At 68.7% G+C, this 21343-nt stretch carries 24 protein-coding genes; 8 read left to right on the forward strand and 16 right to left on the reverse strand.

The features are described from left to right. Window positions 1-230: 230 nt before the first annotated feature. The 4 genes from manA to BLT81_RS07670 are packed head-to-tail and all read right to left on the reverse strand — an operon-like array spanning window position 231 to window position 4316. On the reverse strand, window positions 231-1409 hold the full coding sequence (gene manA / locus BLT81_RS07655) for a mannose-6-phosphate isomerase, class I (protein ID WP_019194431.1): 1179 nt from the start codon (window positions 1407-1409) through the stop codon (window positions 231-233). A 44-nt stretch (window positions 1410-1453) separates the two neighbouring features. Next, window positions 1454-2452 (reverse strand): hypothetical protein, encoded by a 999-nt coding sequence (locus tag BLT81_RS07660; RefSeq protein ID WP_231286639.1) that lies wholly within the window; start codon window positions 2450-2452, stop codon window positions 1454-1456. 18 nt (window positions 2453-2470) lie between these two features. Continuing rightward, window positions 2471-3841, reverse strand: coding sequence for a phosphomannomutase/phosphoglucomutase (locus tag BLT81_RS07665; RefSeq protein ID WP_019194429.1), 1371 nt, complete (start codon window positions 3839-3841; stop codon window positions 2471-2473). Between the two features lie 10 nt (window positions 3842-3851). Further along, window positions 3852-4316, reverse strand: coding sequence for a DUF3499 domain-containing protein (locus BLT81_RS07670; RefSeq protein ID WP_231286637.1), 465 nt, complete (start codon window positions 4314-4316; stop codon window positions 3852-3854). A gap of 98 nt (window positions 4317-4414) precedes the next feature. Between BLT81_RS07670 and BLT81_RS07675 the strand changes: the two genes are divergently transcribed. Then, a complete protein-coding gene (locus BLT81_RS07675; RefSeq protein WP_019194427.1) occupies window positions 4415-4897 on the forward strand; it encodes a metallopeptidase family protein in 483 nt (160 codons plus the stop codon). 16 nt (window positions 4898-4913) lie between these two features. On the opposite strand, the gene BLT81_RS07680 is transcribed toward BLT81_RS07675, so the two are convergent. From BLT81_RS07680 to BLT81_RS07690, 3 genes are all read right to left on the reverse strand, one after another. Beyond that, window positions 4914-5162, reverse strand: coding sequence for a WhiB family transcriptional regulator (locus tag BLT81_RS07680; protein ID WP_172812420.1), 249 nt, complete (start codon window positions 5160-5162; stop codon window positions 4914-4916). Window positions 5163-5528: 366 nt separating this feature from the next. Continuing rightward, complete coding sequence (gene manB, locus BLT81_RS07685; protein WP_019194425.1) at window positions 5529-6608, reverse strand: mannose-1-phosphate guanylyltransferase; 1080 nt, start codon at window positions 6606-6608, stop codon at window positions 5529-5531. Between the two features lie 85 nt (window positions 6609-6693). Continuing rightward, a complete protein-coding gene (locus BLT81_RS07690) occupies window positions 6694-7611 on the reverse strand; it encodes a glycosyltransferase family 2 protein (protein ID WP_019194424.1) in 918 nt (305 codons plus the stop codon). A 64-nt stretch (window positions 7612-7675) separates the two neighbouring features. On the opposite strand from BLT81_RS07690, the gene BLT81_RS07695 reads away from it, so the two are divergent. From BLT81_RS07695 to BLT81_RS07720, 6 genes are all read left to right on the forward strand, one after another. After that, window positions 7676-9256 carry an LCP family protein gene (locus tag BLT81_RS07695; RefSeq protein WP_231286635.1) on the forward strand — a complete coding sequence of 527 codons (1581 nt, stop codon included), beginning with the start codon at window positions 7676-7678 and terminating at the stop codon, window positions 9254-9256. A 31-nt stretch (window positions 9257-9287) separates the two neighbouring features. Continuing rightward, a complete protein-coding gene (locus tag BLT81_RS07700; RefSeq protein WP_019194422.1) occupies window positions 9288-9956 on the forward strand; it encodes a TIGR03089 family protein in 669 nt (222 codons plus the stop codon). Window positions 9957-10090: 134 nt separating this feature from the next. Next, complete coding sequence (locus tag BLT81_RS07705; protein ID WP_040421510.1) at window positions 10091-11368, forward strand: ABC transporter substrate-binding protein; 1278 nt, start codon at window positions 10091-10093, stop codon at window positions 11366-11368. A gap of 109 nt (window positions 11369-11477) precedes the next feature. Next, a complete protein-coding gene (locus BLT81_RS07710) occupies window positions 11478-12479 on the forward strand; it encodes a carbohydrate ABC transporter permease (protein ID WP_019194420.1) in 1002 nt (333 codons plus the stop codon). Further along, complete coding sequence (locus tag BLT81_RS07715) at window positions 12476-13297, forward strand: carbohydrate ABC transporter permease (protein ID WP_019194419.1); 822 nt, start codon at window positions 12476-12478, stop codon at window positions 13295-13297. Before BLT81_RS07710 ends, BLT81_RS07715 begins: the two co-directional genes overlap by 4 nt. 16 nt (window positions 13298-13313) lie before the next feature. After that, complete coding sequence (locus BLT81_RS07720) at window positions 13314-13544, forward strand: hypothetical protein (protein WP_019194418.1); 231 nt, start codon at window positions 13314-13316, stop codon at window positions 13542-13544. 47 nt (window positions 13545-13591) lie between these two features. Here BLT81_RS07720 and BLT81_RS07725 read toward each other — a convergent pair whose 3' ends face one another. The 9 genes from BLT81_RS07725 to acpS all read right to left on the reverse strand — a co-directional run bounded on the left by BLT81_RS07725 (window position 13592) and on the right by acpS (window position 19540). Then, window positions 13592-14056 carry a YdcF family protein gene (locus BLT81_RS07725; RefSeq protein WP_019194417.1) on the reverse strand — a complete coding sequence of 155 codons (465 nt, stop codon included), beginning with the start codon at window positions 14054-14056 and terminating at the stop codon, window positions 13592-13594. Next, window positions 14049-14549 carry a 5-(carboxyamino)imidazole ribonucleotide mutase gene (purE, locus tag BLT81_RS07730; RefSeq protein ID WP_019194416.1) on the reverse strand — a complete coding sequence of 167 codons (501 nt, stop codon included), beginning with the start codon at window positions 14547-14549 and terminating at the stop codon, window positions 14049-14051. The genes BLT81_RS07725 and purE overlap by 8 nt, the downstream gene beginning before the upstream one ends. Window positions 14550-14551: 2 nt before the next feature. Then, window positions 14552-15700 (reverse strand): 5-(carboxyamino)imidazole ribonucleotide synthase, encoded by a 1149-nt coding sequence (locus BLT81_RS07735; RefSeq protein WP_019194415.1) that lies wholly within the window; start codon window positions 15698-15700, stop codon window positions 14552-14554. Window positions 15701-15729: 29 nt separating this feature from the next. Beyond that, entirely contained in the window at window positions 15730-16182 is a 453-nt protein-coding gene (locus BLT81_RS07740) for a hypothetical protein (RefSeq protein WP_019194414.1), read from the reverse strand. Window positions 16183-16193: 11 nt separating this feature from the next. Further along, entirely contained in the window at window positions 16194-16925 is a 732-nt protein-coding gene (locus tag BLT81_RS07745) for a biotin--[acetyl-CoA-carboxylase] ligase (RefSeq protein WP_231286633.1), read from the reverse strand. Window positions 16926-16994: 69 nt separating this feature from the next. After that, a complete protein-coding gene (locus BLT81_RS07750) occupies window positions 16995-17561 on the reverse strand; it encodes an NADPH-dependent FMN reductase (RefSeq protein ID WP_019194412.1) in 567 nt (188 codons plus the stop codon). A gap of 21 nt (window positions 17562-17582) precedes the next feature. Next, entirely contained in the window at window positions 17583-18602 is a 1020-nt protein-coding gene (nrdF, locus tag BLT81_RS07755) for a class 1b ribonucleoside-diphosphate reductase subunit beta (RefSeq protein WP_019194411.1), read from the reverse strand. After that, window positions 18599-19087, reverse strand: coding sequence for a class Ib ribonucleoside-diphosphate reductase assembly flavoprotein NrdI (gene nrdI, locus BLT81_RS07760; RefSeq protein WP_051011496.1), 489 nt, complete (start codon window positions 19085-19087; stop codon window positions 18599-18601). The genes nrdF and nrdI overlap by 4 nt, the downstream gene beginning before the upstream one ends. Before the next feature lie 57 nt (window positions 19088-19144). Continuing rightward, complete coding sequence (gene acpS, locus BLT81_RS07765; RefSeq protein WP_019194409.1) at window positions 19145-19540, reverse strand: holo-ACP synthase AcpS; 396 nt, start codon at window positions 19538-19540, stop codon at window positions 19145-19147. A gap of 153 nt (window positions 19541-19693) precedes the next feature. Between acpS and BLT81_RS07770 the strand changes: the two genes are divergently transcribed. Next, entirely contained in the window at window positions 19694-21319 is a 1626-nt protein-coding gene (locus BLT81_RS07770) for an acyl-CoA carboxylase subunit beta (protein ID WP_019194408.1), read from the forward strand. The last annotated feature ends 24 nt before the right edge of the window (window positions 21320-21343 follow it).

Below are 21343 nucleotides of genomic sequence, written 5' to 3' on the forward strand. Positions count from 1 at the left end.
CGCTAAAACCGGTACCCACTCACACCGCTCCCAACATGAGTAATTGGCATCCACCTATCGGGGCCGCATAGAGATATTGGCACCTACCGGCTCACCCCACAGGGGTTTACACCAATTCACTAATGAGCAGCCTCATCGGAGTATGCCGAACCCGCCGCCGCGAGACCGCCCCCGCCGGCAGGGCCGATGCCCGCGGCCGCGACCCGCAGTAACGTACTTTTGGCGCGGGTCTACGCCGTGGCGTAGAACACCTCGCAGCCCTCACTGCCAGCCGCCACTGCGACCGCGGGTTCGCTGGCGGGGATCCAGGCAGCTTCGCCCGGGCTCAGCTCAATCGCGGCGCCGCACGCGCAGGACCCCGAGGTGCACAACAGGATGGCCGGGCCATCCGAGGCGAAGGAATGCTCCCGCCCGGCCGCCAGTGTGTGGCGCCGAAGCACGAAGTCTGCGCACGGGGCCTCGAACCGCCGAGCGTCGCCGTCGTCAACGCTGCTGGCGAAGGGCTCCTCCAGGGGCCCAAAGTCGAGGATGCGCACGAGCTCGGGCACGTCGACGTGCTTGGGGGTGAGGCCGCCGCGAAGCACGTTGTCGGAGTTCGCCATTATCTCCACCCCCATACCTCGCAGGTAGGCGTGCAGCTGGCCGGCTGCAATGAAGAGGGCTTGTCCAGGGACCATAGCGACGTGGTTGAGCAGGAGCACGGCGAGGACGCCCGCGTCCTTGGGGTACTGCTCGACGATGGAGAGGAAGTTTCTGGCCGTGCGCCCAATCCACGTCTGATCAGCGGCCAGCGGACGGGCGCAGTCGCTCACCTCGGCGACGAGCGTCTCGCGCTGCGCGGAGGGGATGGAGATCCACGTGGTAAACAGAGCCCGCAGGCTCGCCTCCTCGCGCGTTGGGTCGATCATCGCGGCGTAGTGGTCAAGGGCCGGGCAAGCGAGGGCGTCGAAAAGCTGGCGCGTCTTCTCGTAGGGCCGGAAACCGACGAGCGCGTGGAATTCCGTGAGAGCAACCAACAGCTCCGGCTTGTGGTGATCGTCGCGGTAGTTGCGGCGGGGGCTGTCGGAGGGGACGCCGGCGGCGTTTTCGCGCCGGAATCCCTCGCTGGCCTGCTCGGCGGACGGGTGCGCCTGGATGCTCAGCGGCTCGTCGGCGGCGAGGAGCTTGAGCAGGAAGGGAAGCCTGTCACCGAAGATTTCCCGAACGCGCGGGCCGAGCGCGGCGTCTGGGTCGGCGGCGATGATCTCGTCGAGCCCGACTCCGCCGATCGTCGACGGCGCGCTGGGGTGCGCGCCGAACCACAACTCGGCCTCGGGGGTGGCCGCGGGCGTTTCGAGCCCGCGCAGCTCCGCTAGGAGAGTGTGCGAGCCCCACGGGTACGCGCGCAGTTTCCCCTCAAGCTTCTGCATCTCGTGTGTTGGTCCTTCCTACCGGTAGTGGGGTGGGCACCGCCTCACGCGTCCATCGCCGTGGCGGCGTAGGCGCGGGCGACGAGCCGGGCGGCCGAGGACGCCTCGCCCAAGCCGGTCGGTTCGACGTATTCGGCGCGGGAAGCGGGAAGCGCCGTGTCCGGCGCCGCCCACACAATGGCCCTCAACGGTACCAGCGCGGACGGGCCGTCGATGAGCGGGTCGTGGAAAATGTCGTCGGCGGGGGCGTTGTCCAGCGGTTCTTCGGTGTAGCCTGAAACGAGCCCCTGGGCGGTCCACACCTGCGCGGCGAGGGCCGCGACGGCCCGTCCGCAGCAGCCCGCTCCCGTATGCACGATGCGGGCGCCGTCCGCGAACATGGCGAGCTGCCGGGCGGCGTTGACCGTGTCGTCGCGCTGCGGGGAGAGGGCCTCGATCTCCGCGTCGACCTCATCAGCGAGGGCGCCGAGGAACTCCGCGGTGATCTCGGCGGGCTGGGCCAGCGCGTCGAGCACCGCCCACACCAGCGCCATGGCCCGCAGGGGCGAGGCGCTCGCGGTCGTGGGCAGAGCGGGCACGAGCAGGGCGGTGTCGGGGGCGTCGTCGAGGATCGGGCCGCGGGCGGGGCCCGCGAGGACCGTCTCGGCGCCGCGGCGTGCGGCGGTCAGGAGCGAGCGGGTGTCCTGCCCAGTGCGAGCGTCCTCGCTGCACTCGCCGACGACCACGACCACGTCGAGGGGGCCGACGTAGTCCGGCAGGACGTGGGTGACCACCACCGGAAGGGGAAGCGGGGCGCGCAGCTGGAGTGCGGCGGCCGCGGCGGCGCGCGAGACCTGGTCCGTGCCCACGACGACGACGCTGCGCGGGTTGATCCCCCGGAGCCGCTCGAGGTCTCTTGCCCGCTGCGCAACGCCGCGCACCTGGGCGCCTTCGTGCGCGACGTCGAAGAAGCGGACCGTCTCCCGGTCGTAGCCGCCAGCGCCTGCGAAGTAATCACCGTCATCGTTCATGCTGGCGTCCATGTTTTCGTTCATGGCATCCATGGGTTCAGGATACGGCCCCTACGCGCGGATAATGCTGAGCACTTCCTCAGCGAGGGCGTCGGTCTCCGCGCGTGTCGGCGCCTCGACGTTGAGGCGCAGGAGCGGCTCCGTGTTGGAGGCGCGCACGTTGAACCAGGCCTTCGTGCCCTTCAGCGAGACGGTTACCCCGTCGAGCCGGTCGACGTGCTCGGTGCGGGAGGCGAAGGCGTCGAGGACGCGCTGGGTGGCCGCGGATTGGTCGGCGACCTCGGAGTTGATCTCGCCGGAGGCGACGTAGCGCTCGTACTGCCCCATCAGCTCAGACAACGGGCCGTCCTGCTCCGCGAGCGCCGCAAGGACGTGCAACGCGGCGAGCAGACCGGAGTCCGCGTTGAAGAACTCCGCGAAGTAGTAGTGCGCTGAGTGTTCCCCGCCGAACAGCGCACTCGTGCGCGCCATCTCGGCCTTGATGTAAGAGTGGCCGACGCGGGTGCGGACGGCAATCCCGCCGCGTTCCGCGACGATCTCGGGCACGGCCCGGGAGGTGATGAGGTTGTGGATGATCGTCGCCCCTGGGTGCTCGGCGAGGGTGCGGGAGGCCACGAGGGCGGTGATGGCGGAGGGCGAGACCGGCCGGCCGCGCTCGTCGACGACGAAGCAGCGGTCGGCGTCGCCGTCGAAGGCGAGCCCGATGTCGGCCCCCTGTTCGACCACGAAGCTCTGCAGATCCGCGAGGTTTGCCGGGTCAAGCGGGTTGGCCTCGTGGTTGGGGAAGGTCCCGTCGAGCTCGAAGTAGAGCGGGCGCACGTCGAGGTCGCCCAGCGCGGCGGGCACCGTCAGCCCGGCCATGCCGTTGGCCGCGTCGACGGCGACGACGAGCGGGCGGCGGCGCGGCACGTCGACGACGCCGCGCAGAAACTGCGCGTAGTCATCAAGCACATCGCGCGTGTCGACGCCCCCGGGCTCGCCCTCGTACGCGGGCACGCCTTCGACGAGCATGCGCGCGATCTCCGCGAGCCCGGTCTCGGTGCTCACGGGCGTGGCCCCGGCGCGGCACAGCTTGATGCCGTTGTAGCGGGCCGGGTTGTGGGAGGCGGTGAACATAGCACCGGCGCAGCGCAGCGTTCCGGCGGCGAAGTAGAGCTCGTCGGTGGAGGTCAGCCCGAGCTCGAGGACGTCGAGGCCGTGTGCGCTGGCGCCTCGGGCGAAGGCCGCCGAAAGCGCCGGAGAGGACGGGCGCATGTCGTGGCCGACGGCGATGAGGGTTTCCCCCTCGCCGCGCAGGATGGTAGCGAAGGCGGCGCCGATATCGGCGACGAAAGCCTCGTCGATTTGCTCTCCGACGATGCCGCGCACGTCGTATGCCTTGATGACCTTGTCTATGTGTTCGCGGTCGCGCTGATGTGCCATGGAGGAGATCTTAGTTCTCGGGGTCGGGCACGACCCTCAGGTGTGCCCTGCGCACCGCCTTCGCGGCGGCGACGTGCTCCTCAATCCGCTTGGTGCGGTGCACGGGGTGATTGGAGGTCGCCGGGTCGTTGAAGTCCCGTGTGGGTTCGTACTCGATGGGGTCCTCCCCCGTCTCCACAAGCCCCGTGGTCACCCGGCCGGCTTCGCTCACGGCGGCGGCGAGGGCGGTGAGGTCTTCTTCGCTCATGGCCTCGAGCTCCTCGTCGTCAATCTCGACCTGCTCGACGCGGACGAGCTCCCAGCCGACGGGGGCGGTGATGTGCGCGGAGTGCCTTTCGCACAGGTCCCAGGCGTGGGGGTCTTGGACGGGAGCAAGGGGGCCAACGACGGCCGTTGATTCCGCGTAGGCGTAGATGAGCGTGGCCACAGCAGGCCTGCCACAGCCGGGACGGCAACAACGACGGAAGTTATTCACGCTGGCCAAGTCTAAACCTCTCCTAGAGATTTTGATAGTGACACGCGGCCCGCGCGGCCGGGCCCGTTGACATATAACCCGGTATAACATCGTAGCCCATGACCGAGGACAGCCAGCACCAGCCGCTTCACCTCCGACCGGCCCGCGACCGCCACGCGCGGGGCGCGCGGGGTCCACTGTTGCCGGTGGGCGTGCCCCGCTACCGGACCCGGTCCACGGCGTTCGACCAGCTCGTCCTCGAGGCCTACGCCCCGTTGCACAACGCCTACTTCGAGCAGCTTGCCGGTGTCGACCTCGCGGTAGACACGATCCCGCGGATGCGGCTGCGCGCCGACAGCACGGTCCTGCCCGACGAAATCGTGGCGGACGGGCCGGTCCCTCTCGGGCGAGTCCTGCAGGCCGGGGTGGACCGGCACGGAAACCCCACCCGGGCCCGCTTCGTTGTCTTCCGCATGCCGGTGGAGCGGCGAGCAAAGACGACAACAGAGCGTTCGGAGCTGCTCACATGGGTACTGACCGCCCTGGTGGCGGACTACCTCAACCTCGACCCCCGAGACATCGACCCCGAATTCCCCTGGTAGCCGACCGACAGGCGGCTTAGCCGATCTGCTTTTTCAGGCGGCGGCGCTCGCGGTCCGACAGGCCACCCCAGATGCCAAAGCGCTCGTCGTGCTCGAGCGCGTACTCAAGACACTCGTCGCGCACCGGGCAGGCCTTGCAGATGCGCTTCGCCTCCCGGGTCGAGCCGCCCTTCTCAGGGAAGAAGGCCTCTGGGTCGGTCTGGGCGCACAGCGCCTGCTCCTGCCACTCCTGCTCGACGGTGCCAAACAGCTCATCGAGGGTCATCCCGCCCGCAGCGGCGCCACGGAGAATGGCGTTCCCAGCAACGTCGTCCACGCCGTCCCCTTCCTCCGTTGTCGTTGGTCTGTGGTTTGGTCGATGCCTGTGATGCGAACCGTTGAGCGGGCGGCTGGCTCACCCTCCGCCACTCTTACATCACTGTGATTACACACGCGATTACACACCGGAGCACTAAATAGCCGCAACATTTTTTGCGTCTTCTAAGGAGGTTTCCGTCGATCACCCACGTCGCACGCCACACCAGTCACACGGGCAACACCCGGCCGCCGCCGGGGGTGGCTCATGGGGGTAGCACATATTGTGGGGCTACCCCCGGTGGGCAACTACTCGGCCCCGGCCACGGCGTGTCGCCTACGCGTCGGGCGAAAAACGCACTCCGGAATCCGGGATCTCCACCCCGGGCCACACGCGCATCCCACCCTGCAGCTCGCAGCGGGCTCCGATGCGCGCGCCCTCGCCGATGACGCAGTCGATGATGCGGGCGTTCGCCCCGATGCGCGCCCCGGCGGCGATGATGGAGCTGCGCACCACGGCGCCCGGCTCGATGGTCACCCCGTCAAAAATGACCGAGTCGTCCACGCGCACGCCCGCCCCGACATCGGCGCCACGGCCCACGGTCGTGCCGCCGATGAGGATGACTCCCCCAGCGACGCCAGCGGAGGCGTCGACAAGCGACTCGCCCGTCTTCCCCTCGAGAAGGGGCGAGTAGGCGATGCCGCGGACCAAGTCCGCGGACCCTTCGACGAAGTCGTTCGGGCGCCCCATGTCGCGCCAGTACGAGGCGTCCACGTGGCCGACAACCTTGGCCCCCGCCTCGAGCAGCCCGGGGAAGGTTTCGCGCTCGACGGACACGACGCGTCCGGCCGGGATCGACTCGATCGTTGAGCGGGAAAACACGTAGCACCCGGCGTTGATCTGGTCGGTGGGCGGATCCTCCGTCTTCTCGAGGAAGGCCAACACGTTGCCCTCCGCGTCTGTCGGCACCGACCCGAAGGAGCTCGGGTCCGGCACGCGCACAAGGTGCAGCGTCACGTCGGCGCCGGACTCGTCGTGCGTGGCCAGGATGTCGCGCAGGTCCGCGCCGGAGAGAACATCGCCGTTGAAGACCATCACGGTGTCGTGGCGCAGGTGGTCATAGACGTTGCGGATCGCCCCGCCGGTACCCAGGGCCTCCTCCTCCACGACGTACTCGATTTCCAGCCCGAACTCGGAGCCGTCGCCGAAGTATTCCTCAAAGACCTCCGCGCGGTAGGACGTGCCCATCACCACGTGGGTGATCCCCGCCTTCGCAATCCGCGCGAGCAGGTGGCTGAGGAAGGGAAAGCCCGCCGTGGGCAGCATTGGCTTCGGCGTCGAGAGGGTCAACGGCCGCAGCCTCGTGCCGCGACCGCCCACGAGCACGACCGCGTCGGTGTTTGTCGGATCCACCATCTGTCTACCTTTCTTCGTCGCCGCGACACTCCATCGCGGCCCGCAACCGCACTATTGAGCAGGCCCGCCTAGCGAGCAGGCCAGCCTAGCCGCGCCGCGCTTCGATCGCGCCGCGCAGCGTGAGCCCGCACCACAACGCCGCGCGCACGGGGGCTTGCCACCACCGCGGATGGCGGTCCGCCTGGAAACGGTACGCCGAGGCGTGGTGCGCTGGAACCGTGACGCGCGAATGCCGCCCCGCGACGTGGCCCTGGTCGTGGGCGATCACCGCGCTCGGGCAGAACACGTTGTCCCACCCCGCGCGGGCGAGGCGGTCGCCAAAGTCGATGTCCTCCATGTACATGAAGTAGCGCTCGTCGAATCCCCCAACCTCGTCGAAGGCTTCCCAGCGCACGAGGAGGCACGCGCCCGACAGCCACCCCGCGGTGCGCTGGGTGTCCATGTCCGCGCCCGCCTTGTAGGCCGCCGTGAAGGGGTTGGAGGGCCACACCCGCGACAACAGCGCGTGGCCAGCGCCCGTCACCAGGTCGGGGACCTCGCGGGCGCTGGGGTAGGCGGAGCCATCCTCCTCCTCGATGCGCGGCCCGACAGCCCCCGCGCTCGGCAGCGCCTCGGCGCAGGCGAGCAGGGCGTCGATGCTGCCGGGTCTAAAGCGCACGTCCGGGTTGGTCACCACGACGTAGCGCTCGTCGATCGTCCCGGCCTCCCGGAGCGAGCGCAGCCTGCGCGCCGCCGCGTTGATGGCGGCGCCGTAGCCGATGTTGCCGCCGGTGGGAAGGAACTCGACGCCCTCGCGCTCGCTCGCGAGCCGCTCCGCCACGCCGTCGGTTGAGCCGTTGTCGGCGCACACCACAAGCGTGGGGCCGGCGGTGGCGGCGCCCAACGAGTCGACGAGTCGGCCCAAATGTTCGCCAGGCGAGTACGTGACGGTGACCACCGCCAGCGGGGCGACAGCAGAATCATTGAATTCGTCCTTTTCCACAATGCGCAACAGCTTACCCATCGCGGGCGACATTCCCGGGTCAGGGCGCACGGGCGCGGCAGCCCCATGTCGTATACTTCCTCGCGTGAACGACAGCTATAGGCGTGCCCGTGACATCCGTCCAGCGCCCTCGCGCACGAGGGACGTGAGGCAGTCTGGGCACCCCGCGCTCAAAGGTGTCCTTGCGCTGGGCTCCGCTGTCGTCCTCGTTGTCTCCGGGGTGGGCCACTTTTCCGTGGGCCAGCTCGGCAACTCGCTGTCGGCGAGCGAGCTGACGCTTGATAAGGGCGACGACACGTCCGCGCTTGACGGCGCCGTGGACATCCTGCTGGTCGGCTCCGATTCCCGCACCGACGCCCAGGGCAACCCGCTCAGCGAGGAGGAGCTGCGGCGCCTCAACGCCGGTGTCAACGAGGGGGAGGTCAACACCGACACCATCATGGTCGTGCGCGTCCCGGAGGACGGGTCCCGCGCCACGGCGGCGTCGATCCCGCGCGATACCTATATTCACGACGAGCAGTTCGGCAACATGAAAATCAACGGCGTCTACGGCGCCTACGCCGCCGCGAAGCGCGAGGAGCTCGAAACGCGCGGCATGGAGCCGGGGCCCTCGCTCGAGCAGCAGGTCGCCCGCGCCGGACAGGAGGGCCTGATCGAGGCCGTCGCGGGCCTGACCGGCGTGGAGGTCGACCACTACGCCCAGGTCGGCCTCTACGGCTTCGCCCTGCTGACCGACGCCGTCGGCGGCGTCGACGTGTGCCTGAACGAGCCTGTCGACGACCCGCTCTCCGGCGCCCGCTTCCCCGCGGGCGAGCAAACCCTTGACGGGGCCGAGGCGCTGTCCTTCGTGCGCCAGCGCCACGGCCTGCCGCGCGGCGACCTCGACCGCATCGTCCGCCAGCAGGCGTACATGGCCTCTCTCGTGCAGAAGATCCTCTCCGCCGGCACCCTGACCAACCCGTCCACGCTGCGCGACCTCGCCGAGGCCGCCGGCCGCTCCGTCACCCTCGACCAGGGCTGGGACGTGGTCAGCTTCGCGCAGCAGATGTCCGGCCTGGCCGGCGGCAACGTGGAGTTCACGACGATCCCGGTGACCTCTGTCAATGGCGTCGGCGATTACGGCGAGTCCATCGTCACCGTCAACGTCCAGCAGGTCCACAACTTCATGGACAGCCTTGCCTCCCCTGCCGACAGCGCCGATCCCGCCGACCCCGAAGCCCCCGATGACTCGGAGCCGGGCGAGCTGCCTGCCGCCCCCGCCCTTCCCGGCGCGGAGGTCTACCTTCTCAACGCCGGGGAGACCGCCGGGCTGGCCTCCGCCGTCGGCGCCCACCTGCAGGAGCAGGGCGCCTTCGTGGCGAGCGTGTCCAACGCCCAGCCGGGGATCTACACCTTCTCCCAGGTCGTGGCCCTCGACCCGGCGGACCCTGCCGCCATCGAGCTGGCCCAGCTGCTCGGCGGCCTGCCGATCACGGCGAACGAGGGCCTCGAGCCGGGCAGCCTGATCGCCGTGGTCACGGACGACTACTACGGCCCGCGCTCGGAGGAGGGGGACTTTACGACGAACGAGGAGGAGACGGTGGGCACCCCGGGCGAGGACTTCGGCGCCCCCGAGACGGGCCCCGTGATCGACGCGGGCGGCGACGGCCCACGGTGCGTGAACTAGCGTCCATCCACCGCCCGTATGATGGGCGCACATGAGCATCCTTTCTCCCCTGCTGCGCACGAACCCGTCGGGTCCGCGCCTGACGGTCTACGACGAGGTCGCGGGAACCCGCATGGAGTTTTCCGCCCTCACGCTGGAGAACTGGGCGAACAAGGTGGCCAACATGCTCGATGCCGAGTTTGAACTTTCGGACGACGCACGCGTGCTTATCGACGTCCCCTCCTCGTGGCAGGCCGCCGCCATTGCCCTCGGCACCTACAACTCCTCGCGCACCCCCTCCTTCTCCCCAGTGGAGGCGGGCGACGAGCCCGACCTGGTGTTTACCACCCTGGAGCGCGCCGCCATGTGGACGGATCTGCCCGACGTCGTCGTGGTCTCCGCCGACCCCTTCGGGCGCGGCATCGTCGAATCCGGCGAGGAGCTTCCGCTGGGCACGGTCGATTTCGGCCCGACGGTGCGCTTCTACGGCGACGACTACCTCGGGGCTAGCCCGCGGCTGGACGCGTGGGCGCGCAGGGGGACCGGCGCCGAGCGCTACCGGATCGACCCGTGGGAGAGCCGAGCCGAGTTCGACAGCCTCGTCATGGCCCCGCTCGCCGCGGACGGCTCGGTCGTGCTGGTGACGGGGCTTGCTCCGGTTGAGCGCCTCAGCTCGATCGACGTGACCGAGAACGTCACGGCGCACCTCTCGGCGCGCTAAGAACCGGAGGGCGGATGCCCGTTTTCACCCCCTTCCCACCCCCAAAGAAGGGCAATTTCGCCCGTTTGTGTGTATCGGCGCCGGGACTGTCATTACATTGAAGGCACCCAACGTAGTGAAAGGTGCTTTTGATGATGTTCACAGCAACACGCAGGTCAGGCGCGCTCCTGTGCGCGGCGGTGCTGGCCTCCGCGACCCTGGTGTCCTGCTCCTCTGAGGACGAGCAGGACGCTGGGCAGGGCTCTGAGCAGGGCTCTGAGCAGGAGGAGGCGCCCGCCTCCGAGGGCGAGGGCCGCGGCCCGATCACCTTCGCCATGGGGCGCAACGACACCGACAAGCTCATCCCCATCATCGAGAAGTGGAACGAGGAGCACCCCGACGAGCAGGTCACGCTCGCCGAGCTCGCCGGCGAGGCCGACGACCAGCGCGACACCCTGGTGCAGTCCCTCCAGGCGGGCAACGACGACTACGACGTCATGGCACTCGACGTCGTGTGGACGGCCGACTTCGCCGCGAACCAGTGGCTGGAACCGCTCGAGGGTGACTACGCGGTGGACACCTCCAGCCTGCTACAGGCCACCGTGGACTCCGCCACCTACAACGGCACGCTCTACGCCCTGCCGCAGAACACCAACGGCCAGCTGCTGTTCCGCAACACCGACCTCGTGCCGTCGGCCCCCGACACCTTCGACGACATCGTCTCCGCGTGCGAGGCGGTCGAGGGCGACTGCCTGACCACGCAGCTTAAGCAGTACGAGGGTCTGACGGTGAACACCCTCGGCTTCATCAACGGCTGGGGCGGCGAGGTGCTCGACGATAACGGCGCCCCGGCCGTCGAGTCGGCCGACGCGAAGGAGGGCCTGCAGGCGCTTGTCGACGCCTACGCGAACGGCACCATTGCCGAATCCTCCACGGCGGCGACCGAGGAAGAAACCAACATCGCCTTCACCGAGGGCACCACCGCCTTCGCCATTAACTGGCCCTACATGTACTCCAACGCGGTCGAGGCCGGCCTGAACTTCGAGGTCCAGCCGCTGGTGGGCAAGGACGGCGTGGGGGTGTCCACCCTCGGCGGCTACAACAACGGCATCAACGTCAATTCCACCAAGAAGCAGACCGCGCGGGACTTCATCGAGTTCATCATCTCCGAGGAGAACCAGCACAGCTTTGCCGAGCAGTCTTTCCCGCCGGTGCTGGCGTCGATCTACGACGACGACGCGCTCATCGAGGAGCACCCCTACCTTCCGGCGCTGAAGGAGTCCCTCGAGAACGCGAAGCCGCGCCCCGTGTCGCCGTTCTACCCGGCGATTTCCAAGGCCATCCAGGACAACGCCTACGCGGCGCTGACCTCGGGTAAGAGCGTCGACGACGCCACCCGCGACATGGCTTCCGCCATCTCCCAGGCCTCCTAGAAACGCCCTCGGGACGCCCGCCAGCCCCGCCGATACGAGGCGCCGCCCGCATCCGGGTCCCCCGGTGCGGGCGTTGTGCCGTTGTTGGCACCAGGAGAGGAACAACATTGTGACCACTGCCATCAAAACACCGCGGACGCAGGACACCGCGAAGGCGGCCGGGCTGATCGCCCCGGCGCTGCTCGTCCTCGCCGCCGTCATCGGCTACCCCATCGTCCGGGCGATCTGGCTCTCCTTTCAGGCCAACCGCCGCCTCGACCCGGCCACGGGCGTGTTCACCGAGGGCGGCTTCGCCGGCCTGGACAACTACCTCTACTGGATCACCAACCGCTGCATGTCCCCCTCCGGCGTGGTGGGCGCCTGCCCTCCCGGGGTGCTGGCCACCGACTTCTGGCCGGCGGTGCGCATCACGTTGTTCTTCACCGTGGTCACCGTGGCCCTCGAGACGATCCTCGGCCTCGTCATGGCGCTGGTGATGAACAGCGAGTCCCGCGGCCGCGCCTTCATCCGTGCCGCAGTGCTCATCCCGTGGGCCATCCCGACCGCGGTCACGGCGAAACTGTGGCAGTTCATGTTCGCCCCGGCCGGCATCGTGAACTCCCTGCTGGGCACGGACATCGCCTGGACCACCGACCCCTGGGCGGCGCGCGGCGCCGTCATCATCGCGGACGTGTGGAAGACGGCGCCGTTCATGGCGCTGCTCATCCTCGCCGGGCTCCAGATGATCCCCAAGGACGTCTACGAGGCAGCGCGTGTCGACGGGGCGACCAGGTGGCAGCAGTTCACCCGCATCACCCTGCCGCTGGTGCGCCCGGCGCTCATGGTGGCGGTGCTCTTCCGCACCCTCGACGCCCTGCGCATGTACGACCTGCCCGTCATCATGATCTCCGGCTCGTCCAACTCCCCCACTGCCACGATCTCCCAGCTCGTGGTCGAGGACATGCGCCAGGGCAACTTCAACTCGGCCTCCGCACTGTCCACGCTGATCTTCCTGCTCATTTTCGCCGTGGCCTTCATCATGATCCGATTCCTCGGCGCCGACGTGGGGGGCGCGAGGAAGCCTGCGAAGCGGTTGCTGTGGCGTCGTCACGCGAAAGGAGCGAACCGATGAGGAAGGCTGGGCACTACCTCGGCGTGCTGTTCATCATGGTGTGGGGCCTCGCGCCCTTTTACTGGATGCTGGTCACCGCGCTGCGCGACAAGGCGTTCACCTTCGACACCACCCCGTGGCCGACGCACGTGACGCTGGAGAACTTCCGCGACGCGCTGGCGACGGACAAGGGCAACGACTTCCTCGGGGCCATCGGCAACTCGCTGATTATCTCGCTGTCGACGACCGCGCTCGCCGTCCTCGTCGGCGTGTTCACGGCCTACGCCATCGCGCGGCTCGACTTCCCGGGCAAGGGCATCGTCACCGGCATCATCCTCGCCGCCTCGATGTTCCCGGGCATCGCCCTGGTCACGCCGCTGTTCCAGCTCTTCGGCGACCTCGGCTGGATTGGCACCTACCGCGCCATGGTCATCCCGAACATCTCCTTCGCGCTGCCGCTGACCATCTACACGCTCATCTCCTTCTTCCAGCAGCTCCCCTGGGACCTCGAAGAGGCGGCGCGTATCGACGGCGCCACCCGCGGCCAGGCCTTCCGCCTCGTGCTCCTCCCGCTGGCGGCACCCGCCCTGTTCACCACCGCGATCCTGGCCTTCATCACCACCTGGAACGAGTTCATGCTCGCCCGCCAGCTCTCCACCACGGCCACCGAGCCGGTCACCGTCGCCATCGCGCGCTTCTCCGGACCGAGCGCCTTCGAGTACCCCTACGCCTCCATCATGGCGGCCGGGTCCCTCGTCACCGTGCCGCTGATCATCATGGTGCTCGTCTTCCAGCGGCGCATCGTCTCCGGCCTCACCGCCGGCAGCGTCAAGGGGTAGGGGTACGTTTCTTAGGGTGAACACCCGCACCGACCTTCTCTGGCAGGCCGCGATCGGCTTCCTTGGTTTCTTTGCCGCCCTCGCGCTCGTGCAGGCCGTGCTCAACCTGTTTCAGCCCGGACCGGCCATCTGGCCGGGCCTTTTCGCGGGCGCGCTCGTCGCCGCCACGTGGTGGCTGGTGCGCCGGTGGCGGCGCTGGCGGGTGCGCGCGCGGCGCAGCGGCCACACCCTAAAAACAGAACCCTAAAAAACGGCGTTTCCGGCCGATTGTCGGGGATTTTTAGGGGTGCGTTTTTAGAGGGAAGCGCGCAGCCGCCGCCACAGCACCCGCGCAGCGGAGTGCGGCAGCGCCACCACCTCGCGCGCGTAGTTCTTCAGCCGCGAGCGGCGCGGGGTCGGCGCGCCCACCACGCGCACCGGGATGCCGAGGTGCCAGGCCCACACGCGGGTGCGCGCAACGTGGAATGAGTTGGTCACCACCAGCAGGTAGTCCGCCTCGGGGAAGAGCGCGTGGGCCTTTTCCAGGTTCTCGTTGGTGGAGCAGGCGTCGGGCTCGAGGGTGATCGCCGAGGCGGGCACGCCGCGGCGGGTGAGCCAGCGTGCCATCGCGTCCGCCTCGCCGCGGCCGCTGACAACGAGGGGGCGGGTGGGGGTGTCGCGCCAGAGCCGGAGGGCCTGTGACAAGCGAGCCTCGAGCATGCGGCAGGGGCGCCCGTCGATGACGCGGGCGCCGAGGACGAGGATGGGCTGGCTATTCACCCATCAGGCGGGTGCGCAGCGCCTCGTCCTTGCGCTCCACCTCCGCGGCCATGTCCGCCTGGTAGTCGGCCATCTTTTGCAGCACGGCCGGGTCGGAGGCCCCGATGATGCGCGCGGCGAGCAGGCCGGCGTTTTTCGCCCCGCCGATGGAGACGGTGGCCACGGGCACGCCGCCGGGCATCTGGACGATGGACAGCAGCGAGTCCAGCCCGTCGAGGTCCTTGAGCGCGCGGGGAATGCCGATGACCGGCAGCGGGGTCGCGGCGGCGACCATACCGGGCAGGTGGGCGGCGCCCCCGGCGCAGGCGATGATGACCTTGAGGCCGCGCGTGTGGGCGTCACGCGCGTACGCGAGCATCTTCTGCGGGGTGCGGTGCGCGGAGACGACGCCCACCTCGAAGGGCAGGCCGAACTCGGCGAGCACCTCGGCGGCGGGGGCGACGGTGTCCCAATCGGAATCGGAGCCCATGATGAGGCCGACGACCGGCTGCATGGCTACCTCCATTCTGCGTTGACGATGAAGTGGGCGGCGTCCTCGGCGACCGTGCGGACGGTGTCGAGGTCGGGGCCCGAGACGTTGACGTGGCCCATCTTGCGGCCCGGGCGCCAGTCCTTGCCGTAGAGGTGGATCTTCGCCTCGGGGTAGCGGCGCATGACCTCGGCGACGCGCTGGCGCATCGGCAACTCCGGGTCGTGGTCGCCGCCCAAGGTGTTCACCATGACGGTGTAGGGCGCGATCGGGTCGGTCGCGCCGAGCGGCCAGTCGAGGACGGCGCGCAGGTGCTGCTCGAACTGGCTGGTCACGCTGCCGTTTTGTGTCCAGTGCCCCGTGTTGTGGGGGCGCATGGCCAGCTCGTTGACGGTGACGCGGCCGTCGTGTTCGAAGAGTTCGACGGCGAGCACGCCGGTGACATCGAGCTCCTGGGCGATGCGCACCGCAAGGTCGCGGCACAGCTCGGCGAGCGTGGCGTCGAGGCCCGGCGCGGGGGCGATGGCCACGCGGCACACTCCCCCGTCCTGGATGGACTCCACGACGGGCCAGGCGCGCACCTCGCCGGAGCGGGTGCGCGCCACCATGGCGGAGAGCTCTCGGTCGAAGTCGATCTTGCGCTCGGCGTAGAGCGGGGTGTCGTGGAACAGCAGCTCGTCGGTGAGCGAGGTGAACTCCTCGAGCGAGGACGGGAACCACACGCCGTGGCCGTCGTAGCCGCCGCGGGTGGCCTTGAGGCACACCTGGCCGTCGACGAGGTCCCAGAAGTCTCGGGCCTCGGCGGACGAGGTGATCGGGGCGAACTCCGGCACCGGGGCGCCGATGGCGCGAAGCCTCGTGCGCTGCTCCAGCTTGTCCTGGGCGTAAAGCAGGGCGCCGGGGCGGGGCTCGACGGTGACGTTGGCGTCGATGAGCCGCTGGAGGTGCTCGTTGGGCACGTGCTCGTGGTCGAAGGTGACCGCGTCGGCGCCCGCGGCGGCCTCCTCGAGGTCGTGCAGGTCGGTGTAGTCGCCGAGGCTGACCTCGCCGAACACCTGGGCGGCGGAGGCGTCTTCGGCCCCGGCGAGGACGCGCATCTCCAGCCCCAACTCAATCGCGGCGGGGTGCATCATGCGGGCGAGCTGGCCGTCGCCGATGACGACGACGGTGGGCATTACTGCTGAATCCATCACGCCCACCCACCTTAGTAGCGGCCCGATTTCAGCTGCCCGTTGAGCACCTTCTGCACCTTCTTGGCCCGGCCCACCGCCGGGTAGAACAGGGGCCGATCGTAGCCGCGCACCCACAGCGTCAGCCCGGCGCGGGAGCGCTGCGCCGAGTGGATGTGGTCGAGGGGGATCGAGTCGACGCCGCCGCGCCCGCTGCGGGCCATGACCCGCTGGTTGGTCACCAGAAAGCGGCGCCTGCGCGCGGCCACGACGGGGCGCACGAAACGCGTCACGAGGAGCACCAGCCACACCACGACCACGAGGTTGCGGAAGAACGGGTCGATGGGGTTGACGTCCATCCAGCCGATCACGATCCAGCACACGCCGGTGAGCACGATCGACTCGAGAAGAGGAAACACCAGTCCGGACGTGGGCTCGCACGTGTCGGCGAGGACGACCTCGCCGTCGCGCACCTTGATCCCAGTCACAGGTGGCTATGTTAGTGGGCTGGGCGCAGGTGGGTCACGTCGCCCGCGGAGTAGGCGGTGCCGTCAATGAGGATCTCGCCTGTGGAGCTGATCCCGTCGACGGTGCCCTCGACGTCGCCGCCCGCGCGCTCGAGGCGCACGCTCTGCCCGAGCGTGGCGCAGACGCCGCGGTAGTCGTCCAACAGGGCCTCGGGGTCCTCGCGCCACTGCTGCACGCGCTCGGCGAGCGCCAGCAGGATGTCCACGGCGAACTGGTCCCATTCGACGTCGATGCCCTCGAGGTTGAGGGAGGTGGCAGTCTCCACCGGCAGGTCCTCGCGCCGCCACGCCACGTTGATGCCCACGCCGACGACGACGCGGGGGCACGGGCCGTTGAAGTCGGCCTCGGCGAGGATGCCGGCCAGCTTCTTGTCGTGCAGCAGCACGTCGTTCGGCCATTTCAGGCGCGTTTCCGGCAGGACGTCGGCGACGGCCAGGCCCGCCGCCAGCGGCAGCAGGCCGAGGCGCTCGGCGGGGTCGGCCTCGAGCAGGGCGCTGAAGCACAGCTGGGAGCCGGGCGGGGTGACCCACGTGCGGTCCATCCGGCCGCGCCCGGCGGTTTGTTCGTCGGCGATGAGGATGTCGCCGGGGGTGCCCTCGTCCAGCAACTGCTTATTCGTGGAGCCGGTCGTGTCGACCCAGCGCACGTCGCGCCACGCCTCGGCGACGTTGGTTTGGATGAAAGAGATGTCCTGAACCGTCATGCGCCCGAGCATATTGCTTTTCGACGCCCCAGGGGCGCCCAGCAGCACCCGAACCCCCGGGGCAGAGGCCTAGCGGTGCTTTTCCACGAGTTCCGCGAAGCGCGCGACGTAATCATGCACAAACGCGTAGGTCGTCTCGTTGGAGAAGGTTCCGTCCTCGGCGAGCAGCGTCGGGGACTGCCCAAGAAAGACCTCCGGCTGGCCGGGCATCGGCATGTCAAAGTAGGACAGCGCGAGCCGGAGGTTCTTCTGGGAGCTGTAGCCGCCCATGCGGCCGACGGAGTGGCTGATGATCCCGGCGGGGGTGCCCCGCCACGCGGCGTTGCCGTTGGGCTTCGAACCGATGTCCACCGCGTTTTTCAGGCAGGCGGGGATGGTCCGGTTGTTTTCCGGGGTGACAAAGAGGACGCCGTCGGAGGCGGCGATGACCTGGCGGAACTGCGTGTACTCGGCCGGGGTGTCCACGTCGGTGACGCCCGGGTCGTCGTAGTCAAAGTTATAGAGCGGCAGGTGGCCGATCTCCACGATGCGGGCGTCGACGCCCGCGGGGAACATGTTGACGGTGGCGGTGGCGATCGTCCGGGCGATGGAGGCGCGGCGCAGGCTTCCCACCAGGATGGAGATTGTCGCGTTCATGAGTGGTGGTCCTTTCGGGGTTTAGAAGTCCCAGTCCGCGTCGTCCGTGTCCTCGGAGGTGCCCATGACGTAGGAGGACCCGGAGCCGGAGAAGAAGTCGTGGTTTTCGTCCGCACCCGGGGATAGGGCGCTCAAGACCTCGGGCGCGACCTCGGTCTCCTCCGGCGGGAAGTAGGCGGGGTAGCCGAGGTTCATCATTGCCTTGTTGGCGTTGTAGCGGATGAACACCGCAACCTCGTCTTCCAGGCCCAGCGGGGCGTAGAGGTCGCCGCTGTAGTCGAGCTCGAGCTCGTAGAGCTCGTCGAGCAGGTCGTGGACGAAGGTGCGCATCTCGTCTCGCCGCGCGGCGGGCTGCTTCTCCAGGCCGCGCTGGTACTTGTAGCCGGAGTAGTAGCCGTGCACCGCCTTGTCGCGCAGGATGAGGCGGATCATGTCGGCGGTGTTCATCAGCCGGGAACGCGCCGCCAAATACAGCGGCAGGTAGAAGCCGGCGTAGAGCATAAGCGAGGAGCAAAGCGTCGACGCTGCCTTGCGCTTGAGTGGATCCTCGCCGAAGTAATGCGCGAGAACCGTCTTCGCGCGCGCTTGCAACACGTCGTTGGACACGGCCCAGGCGTAGGCGTCGTCGATCTCCGGGGTGCTGGTGAGCGTAGAAAACACCGACGAGTAGGACTTCGCGTGGATCGACTGCATGAACGCGATGTTGGTGTACACGGCCTGCTCGTGCTCGGTCGTCGCGTCCTGGATCTGGACGATCTCCCCGACCGTGGCCTGCACGGTGTCCAGCATGGTCAGGCCGGTAAAGACGCGGATGGTCTGGCGCCGCTGCAGCTCGGTCAGCTGTTTCCAGTCCTGCAGGTCGTTAGACAGGGGGACCTTCTCCGGGAGCCAGAAGTTGGCGGTGAGGCGGTTCCACACCTCGAGGTCTTTGTCGTCCTGGACGCGATTCCAGTTGATGGGGCGCAGGCGCGCGCGGGGGTCTCGGGCGAACTGCGGGGGCGTGTGGGAGGCGTCGAGAAGCGAGGGCTTGATGGCGCTCACAGGCGGGTTTCCTTTCGTCGGTGCGTCTCGGCCGGCGGGCCGAAGAGGGAACGCAGGATCTGGTTGGCTGTGTCGACGTCGCGCGGCGTGCCCAGGAGTTCAAAGCGGTGGAGCACGGGGACCCCGCACTTTCTGGCGATGATGGGCCCGGCGATGCAGTAGTCGGTGCCGAAGTTGCGGTTGCCGCCCACGATGACGCCGCGCAAGAGGGCGCGGTTGTGGGCGTCGTTAAGAAATGCGACGACCTGGCGCGGCACGGCTTGGGCGCGTCGGCCGCCCCCGTAGGTGGGGACGACGAGCACGTAGGGCCGGTTGACCCGGATCATGCCGTCGGTGCGCGGGCGCAGGGGGATCCGCGTGCCGGGGCGGTCGAGCCGAGCGACGAACCGGTGGGTGTTTTCGCTTGCCGAGGAGAAATACACCACGTCACAGCCTTGTTCGCGGGGGATGTCGCGAACGGTGGGGGCGGATGTCCTATCGGTCATAGGGGTACGGTAGCAGCCCCGCGCGCCCTTTTTCCAACTAGTGAACTTTAATGTTCATCACATTGAATTCTCGCGCGGGAGAACCACGCACACCGCCACCGCATAGTCCCCGTCGTGGGACAGCGACAGCGACACCGCGGGCGGCCCCACCCGCGCCAACGCGCCGCGCAGCACGATGGCGACGCGCCCGAAGGCGTCGGGCACAACCTCGATCTCGGCGAAGTCCACGGCGTCCGCGGCAACGGGCGGCGGGGAGCCGTAGAGCGACTGGGACCACGCCTTGATATAGGCCTCCTTCGCCGCCCACCGAGCCGCGAGAGAGGCCGCGCGGTTGGGCTTGGCGGCGCAGGCACGCAGCTCGCGCTCGCTGAAGACCGCGCTAAAGCGCGACCCGGGCGTGGCGAGCTGCTCCGCGCACCCCGGGATGTGCACTATGTCCGTCCCGACGTACATCCTGACTCCTTCACAGCAATAGAGTGGCGAAAATCACACCGGCAGCATATCAGCACGGCAAAGCCACAACTTACCTTTCAGTAACCTACCAATTCGTAGGTTTTGGTGGTTTGCTAGTTCTAACGAGCACGGCCAAACCTTAGACTCCCCCGCATGACGGTTTCTTCCCACCTCAGCGAACTGGACGCCCTCGACGGGCCCCAGACCACTGCCCAGAAGATCGCGGACCTGAAGAGGCGCCGCGCCGAAGCACAGACCCCGATGGGCGAGAAAGCTCACGAGAAGGTGCGTGAATCCGGGCGCCTCACCGCCCGGGAGCGCCTGGACTACCTCCTCGACGAGGGCTCCTTCGTCGAGACCGACCAGCTGGTGCGCCACCGCACCCACGAGTTCGGGATGCAGGCGCGGCGCCCGCTCACCGACGGCATCGTCACCGGCTGGGGCACCATCGACGGCCGCGAGGTCTGCGTGTTCTCCCAGGACGGCACCGTCTTCGGCGGGGCGCTCGGCGAGGTCTACGGCGAAAAGATGGTGAAAATCCAACAGCTCGCCGTCACCACCGGCCGCCCGCTCATCGGCCTCTACGAGGGCGCCGGGGCCCGCATCCAGGAGGGCGCGGTCTCCCTCGACTGGATCGCCCAAACCTTCCGCCAGAACGTCGAGGCCTCCGGCGTCGTTCCGCAGATCTCCGTGATCATGGGCGCCTGCGCCGGCGGCAACGCCTACTCCCCTGCGCTGACGGACTTCGTGGTCATGGTGGACCAGAAGTCGCGCATGTTCGTCACCGGCCCCGACGTCATCACCACCGTCACCGGCGAGCAGATCACCCAGGAGGAACTCGGCGGCGCGTGGGTGCACATGACGCAGGCCGGCAACTGCCACTACGTCGCCTCCTCCGACGAGGACGCCCTCGATTGGGTCACCGACCTCGTCGGCTACTTGCCCTCGAGCGCGCGCCACACTCCCCCGGCCGAGCCCGCGGACCCCGAGCCCGAGATCACAGCCGCCGACCTCGAACTCGACGAGATCATCCCCGACTCGCCCAACCAGCCCTACGACGTGCGCGAGGTGATCACGCGCCTCGCCGACGACGGGGAGTTCTTCGAAATCATGGAAAAGCGCGCGGAGAACGTCGTCACCGCGCTCGCGCGTATCGACGGCGAAGTCGTCGCCTTCCTGGCCAACCAGCCGAGCGTCTTCGCCGGCTGCCTCGACATCGACTCCAGCGAGAAGGCCGCCCGCTTCGTGCGCACCGTCGACGCCTTCAACATCCCCCTCGTGCTGCTCGTCGACGTGCCCGGCTTCCTGCCCGGCGCGAGCCAGGAGCACGGCGGCATCCTGCGCCGCGGCGCGAAGCTGCTCTACGCCTACGCCGAGGCCACGGTGCCCAAGATCACCGTCACCATGCGCAAGTCCTACGGCGGCGCCTACTGCGTGATGGGCTCGAAGGGCCTAGGCGCCGACGTCAACCTCGCGTGGCCCACCGCGCAGATCGCGGTGATGGGCGCGGCGGGCGCCGTCGGCTTCATCAACCGCAAAGACATCAAGGCCGCCCGCGCGTCCGGGATGGACGGCGAGGAGCTCGCCGAGCTGATCAAGAGCTACGAGCGCGAGTACGAAGACGCCATCTTGAACCCCTACCGCGCCGCCGAGCGCGGGCTGATCGACGCCGTCATCCTGCCCTCGGAGACCCGCCAGGCCGTGGCCGCCAACCTGCGCCTGTACCGGGACAAGACCGTCTCTCGCCCCGCCCGCAAGCACGGCAACATGCCGCTGTAACCCCCCTTCTCACGAAAGACTTTC

Origin of the sequence: Corynebacterium timonense, from assembly GCF_900105305.1 — a bacterium.
Taxonomy (GTDB): domain Bacteria; phylum Actinomycetota; class Actinomycetes; order Mycobacteriales; family Mycobacteriaceae; genus Corynebacterium; species Corynebacterium timonense.

Bases quoted from the DNA above. Each gene is read 5' to 3' on its own strand.
- manA (WP_019194431.1), bottom strand. From the start codon at position 1,409: ATGCAGAAGCTTGAGGGGAAACTGCGCGCGTACCCGTGGGGCTCGCAC.
- BLT81_RS07660 (WP_231286639.1), bottom strand. From the start codon at position 2,452: ATGGATGCCATGAACGAAAACATGGACGCCAGCATGAACGATGACGGT.
- BLT81_RS07665 (WP_019194429.1), bottom strand. From the start codon at position 3,841: ATGGCACATCAGCGCGACCGCGAACACATAGACAAGGTCATCAAGGCA.
- BLT81_RS07675 (WP_019194427.1), top strand. From the start codon at position 4,415: ATGACCGAGGACAGCCAGCACCAGCCGCTTCACCTCCGACCGGCCCGC.
- BLT81_RS07680 (WP_172812420.1), bottom strand. From the start codon at position 5,162: ATGACCCTCGATGAGCTGTTTGGCACCGTCGAGCAGGAGTGGCAGGAG.
- manB (WP_019194425.1), bottom strand. From the start codon at position 6,608: ATGGTGGATCCGACAAACACCGACGCGGTCGTGCTCGTGGGCGGTCGC.
- BLT81_RS07690 (WP_019194424.1), bottom strand. From the start codon at position 7,611: ATGGGTAAGCTGTTGCGCATTGTGGAAAAGGACGAATTCAATGATTCT.
- BLT81_RS07700 (WP_019194422.1), top strand. From the start codon at position 9,288: ATGAGCATCCTTTCTCCCCTGCTGCGCACGAACCCGTCGGGTCCGCGC.
- BLT81_RS07705 (WP_040421510.1), top strand. From the start codon at position 10,091: ATGTTCACAGCAACACGCAGGTCAGGCGCGCTCCTGTGCGCGGCGGTG.
- BLT81_RS07715 (WP_019194419.1), top strand. From the start codon at position 12,476: ATGAGGAAGGCTGGGCACTACCTCGGCGTGCTGTTCATCATGGTGTGG.
- purE (WP_019194416.1), bottom strand. From the start codon at position 14,549: ATGCAGCCGGTCGTCGGCCTCATCATGGGCTCCGATTCCGATTGGGAC.
- BLT81_RS07735 (WP_019194415.1), bottom strand. From the start codon at position 15,700: ATGCCCACCGTCGTCGTCATCGGCGACGGCCAGCTCGCCCGCATGATG.
- BLT81_RS07745 (WP_231286633.1), bottom strand. From the start codon at position 16,925: ATGACGGTTCAGGACATCTCTTTCATCCAAACCAACGTCGCCGAGGCG.
- BLT81_RS07750 (WP_019194412.1), bottom strand. From the start codon at position 17,561: ATGAACGCGACAATCTCCATCCTGGTGGGAAGCCTGCGCCGCGCCTCC.
- nrdI (WP_051011496.1), bottom strand. From the start codon at position 19,087: ATGACCGATAGGACATCCGCCCCCACCGTTCGCGACATCCCCCGCGAA.
- acpS (WP_019194409.1), bottom strand. From the start codon at position 19,540: ATGTACGTCGGGACGGACATAGTGCACATCCCGGGGTGCGCGGAGCAG.
- BLT81_RS07770 (WP_019194408.1), top strand. From the start codon at position 19,694: ATGACGGTTTCTTCCCACCTCAGCGAACTGGACGCCCTCGACGGGCCC.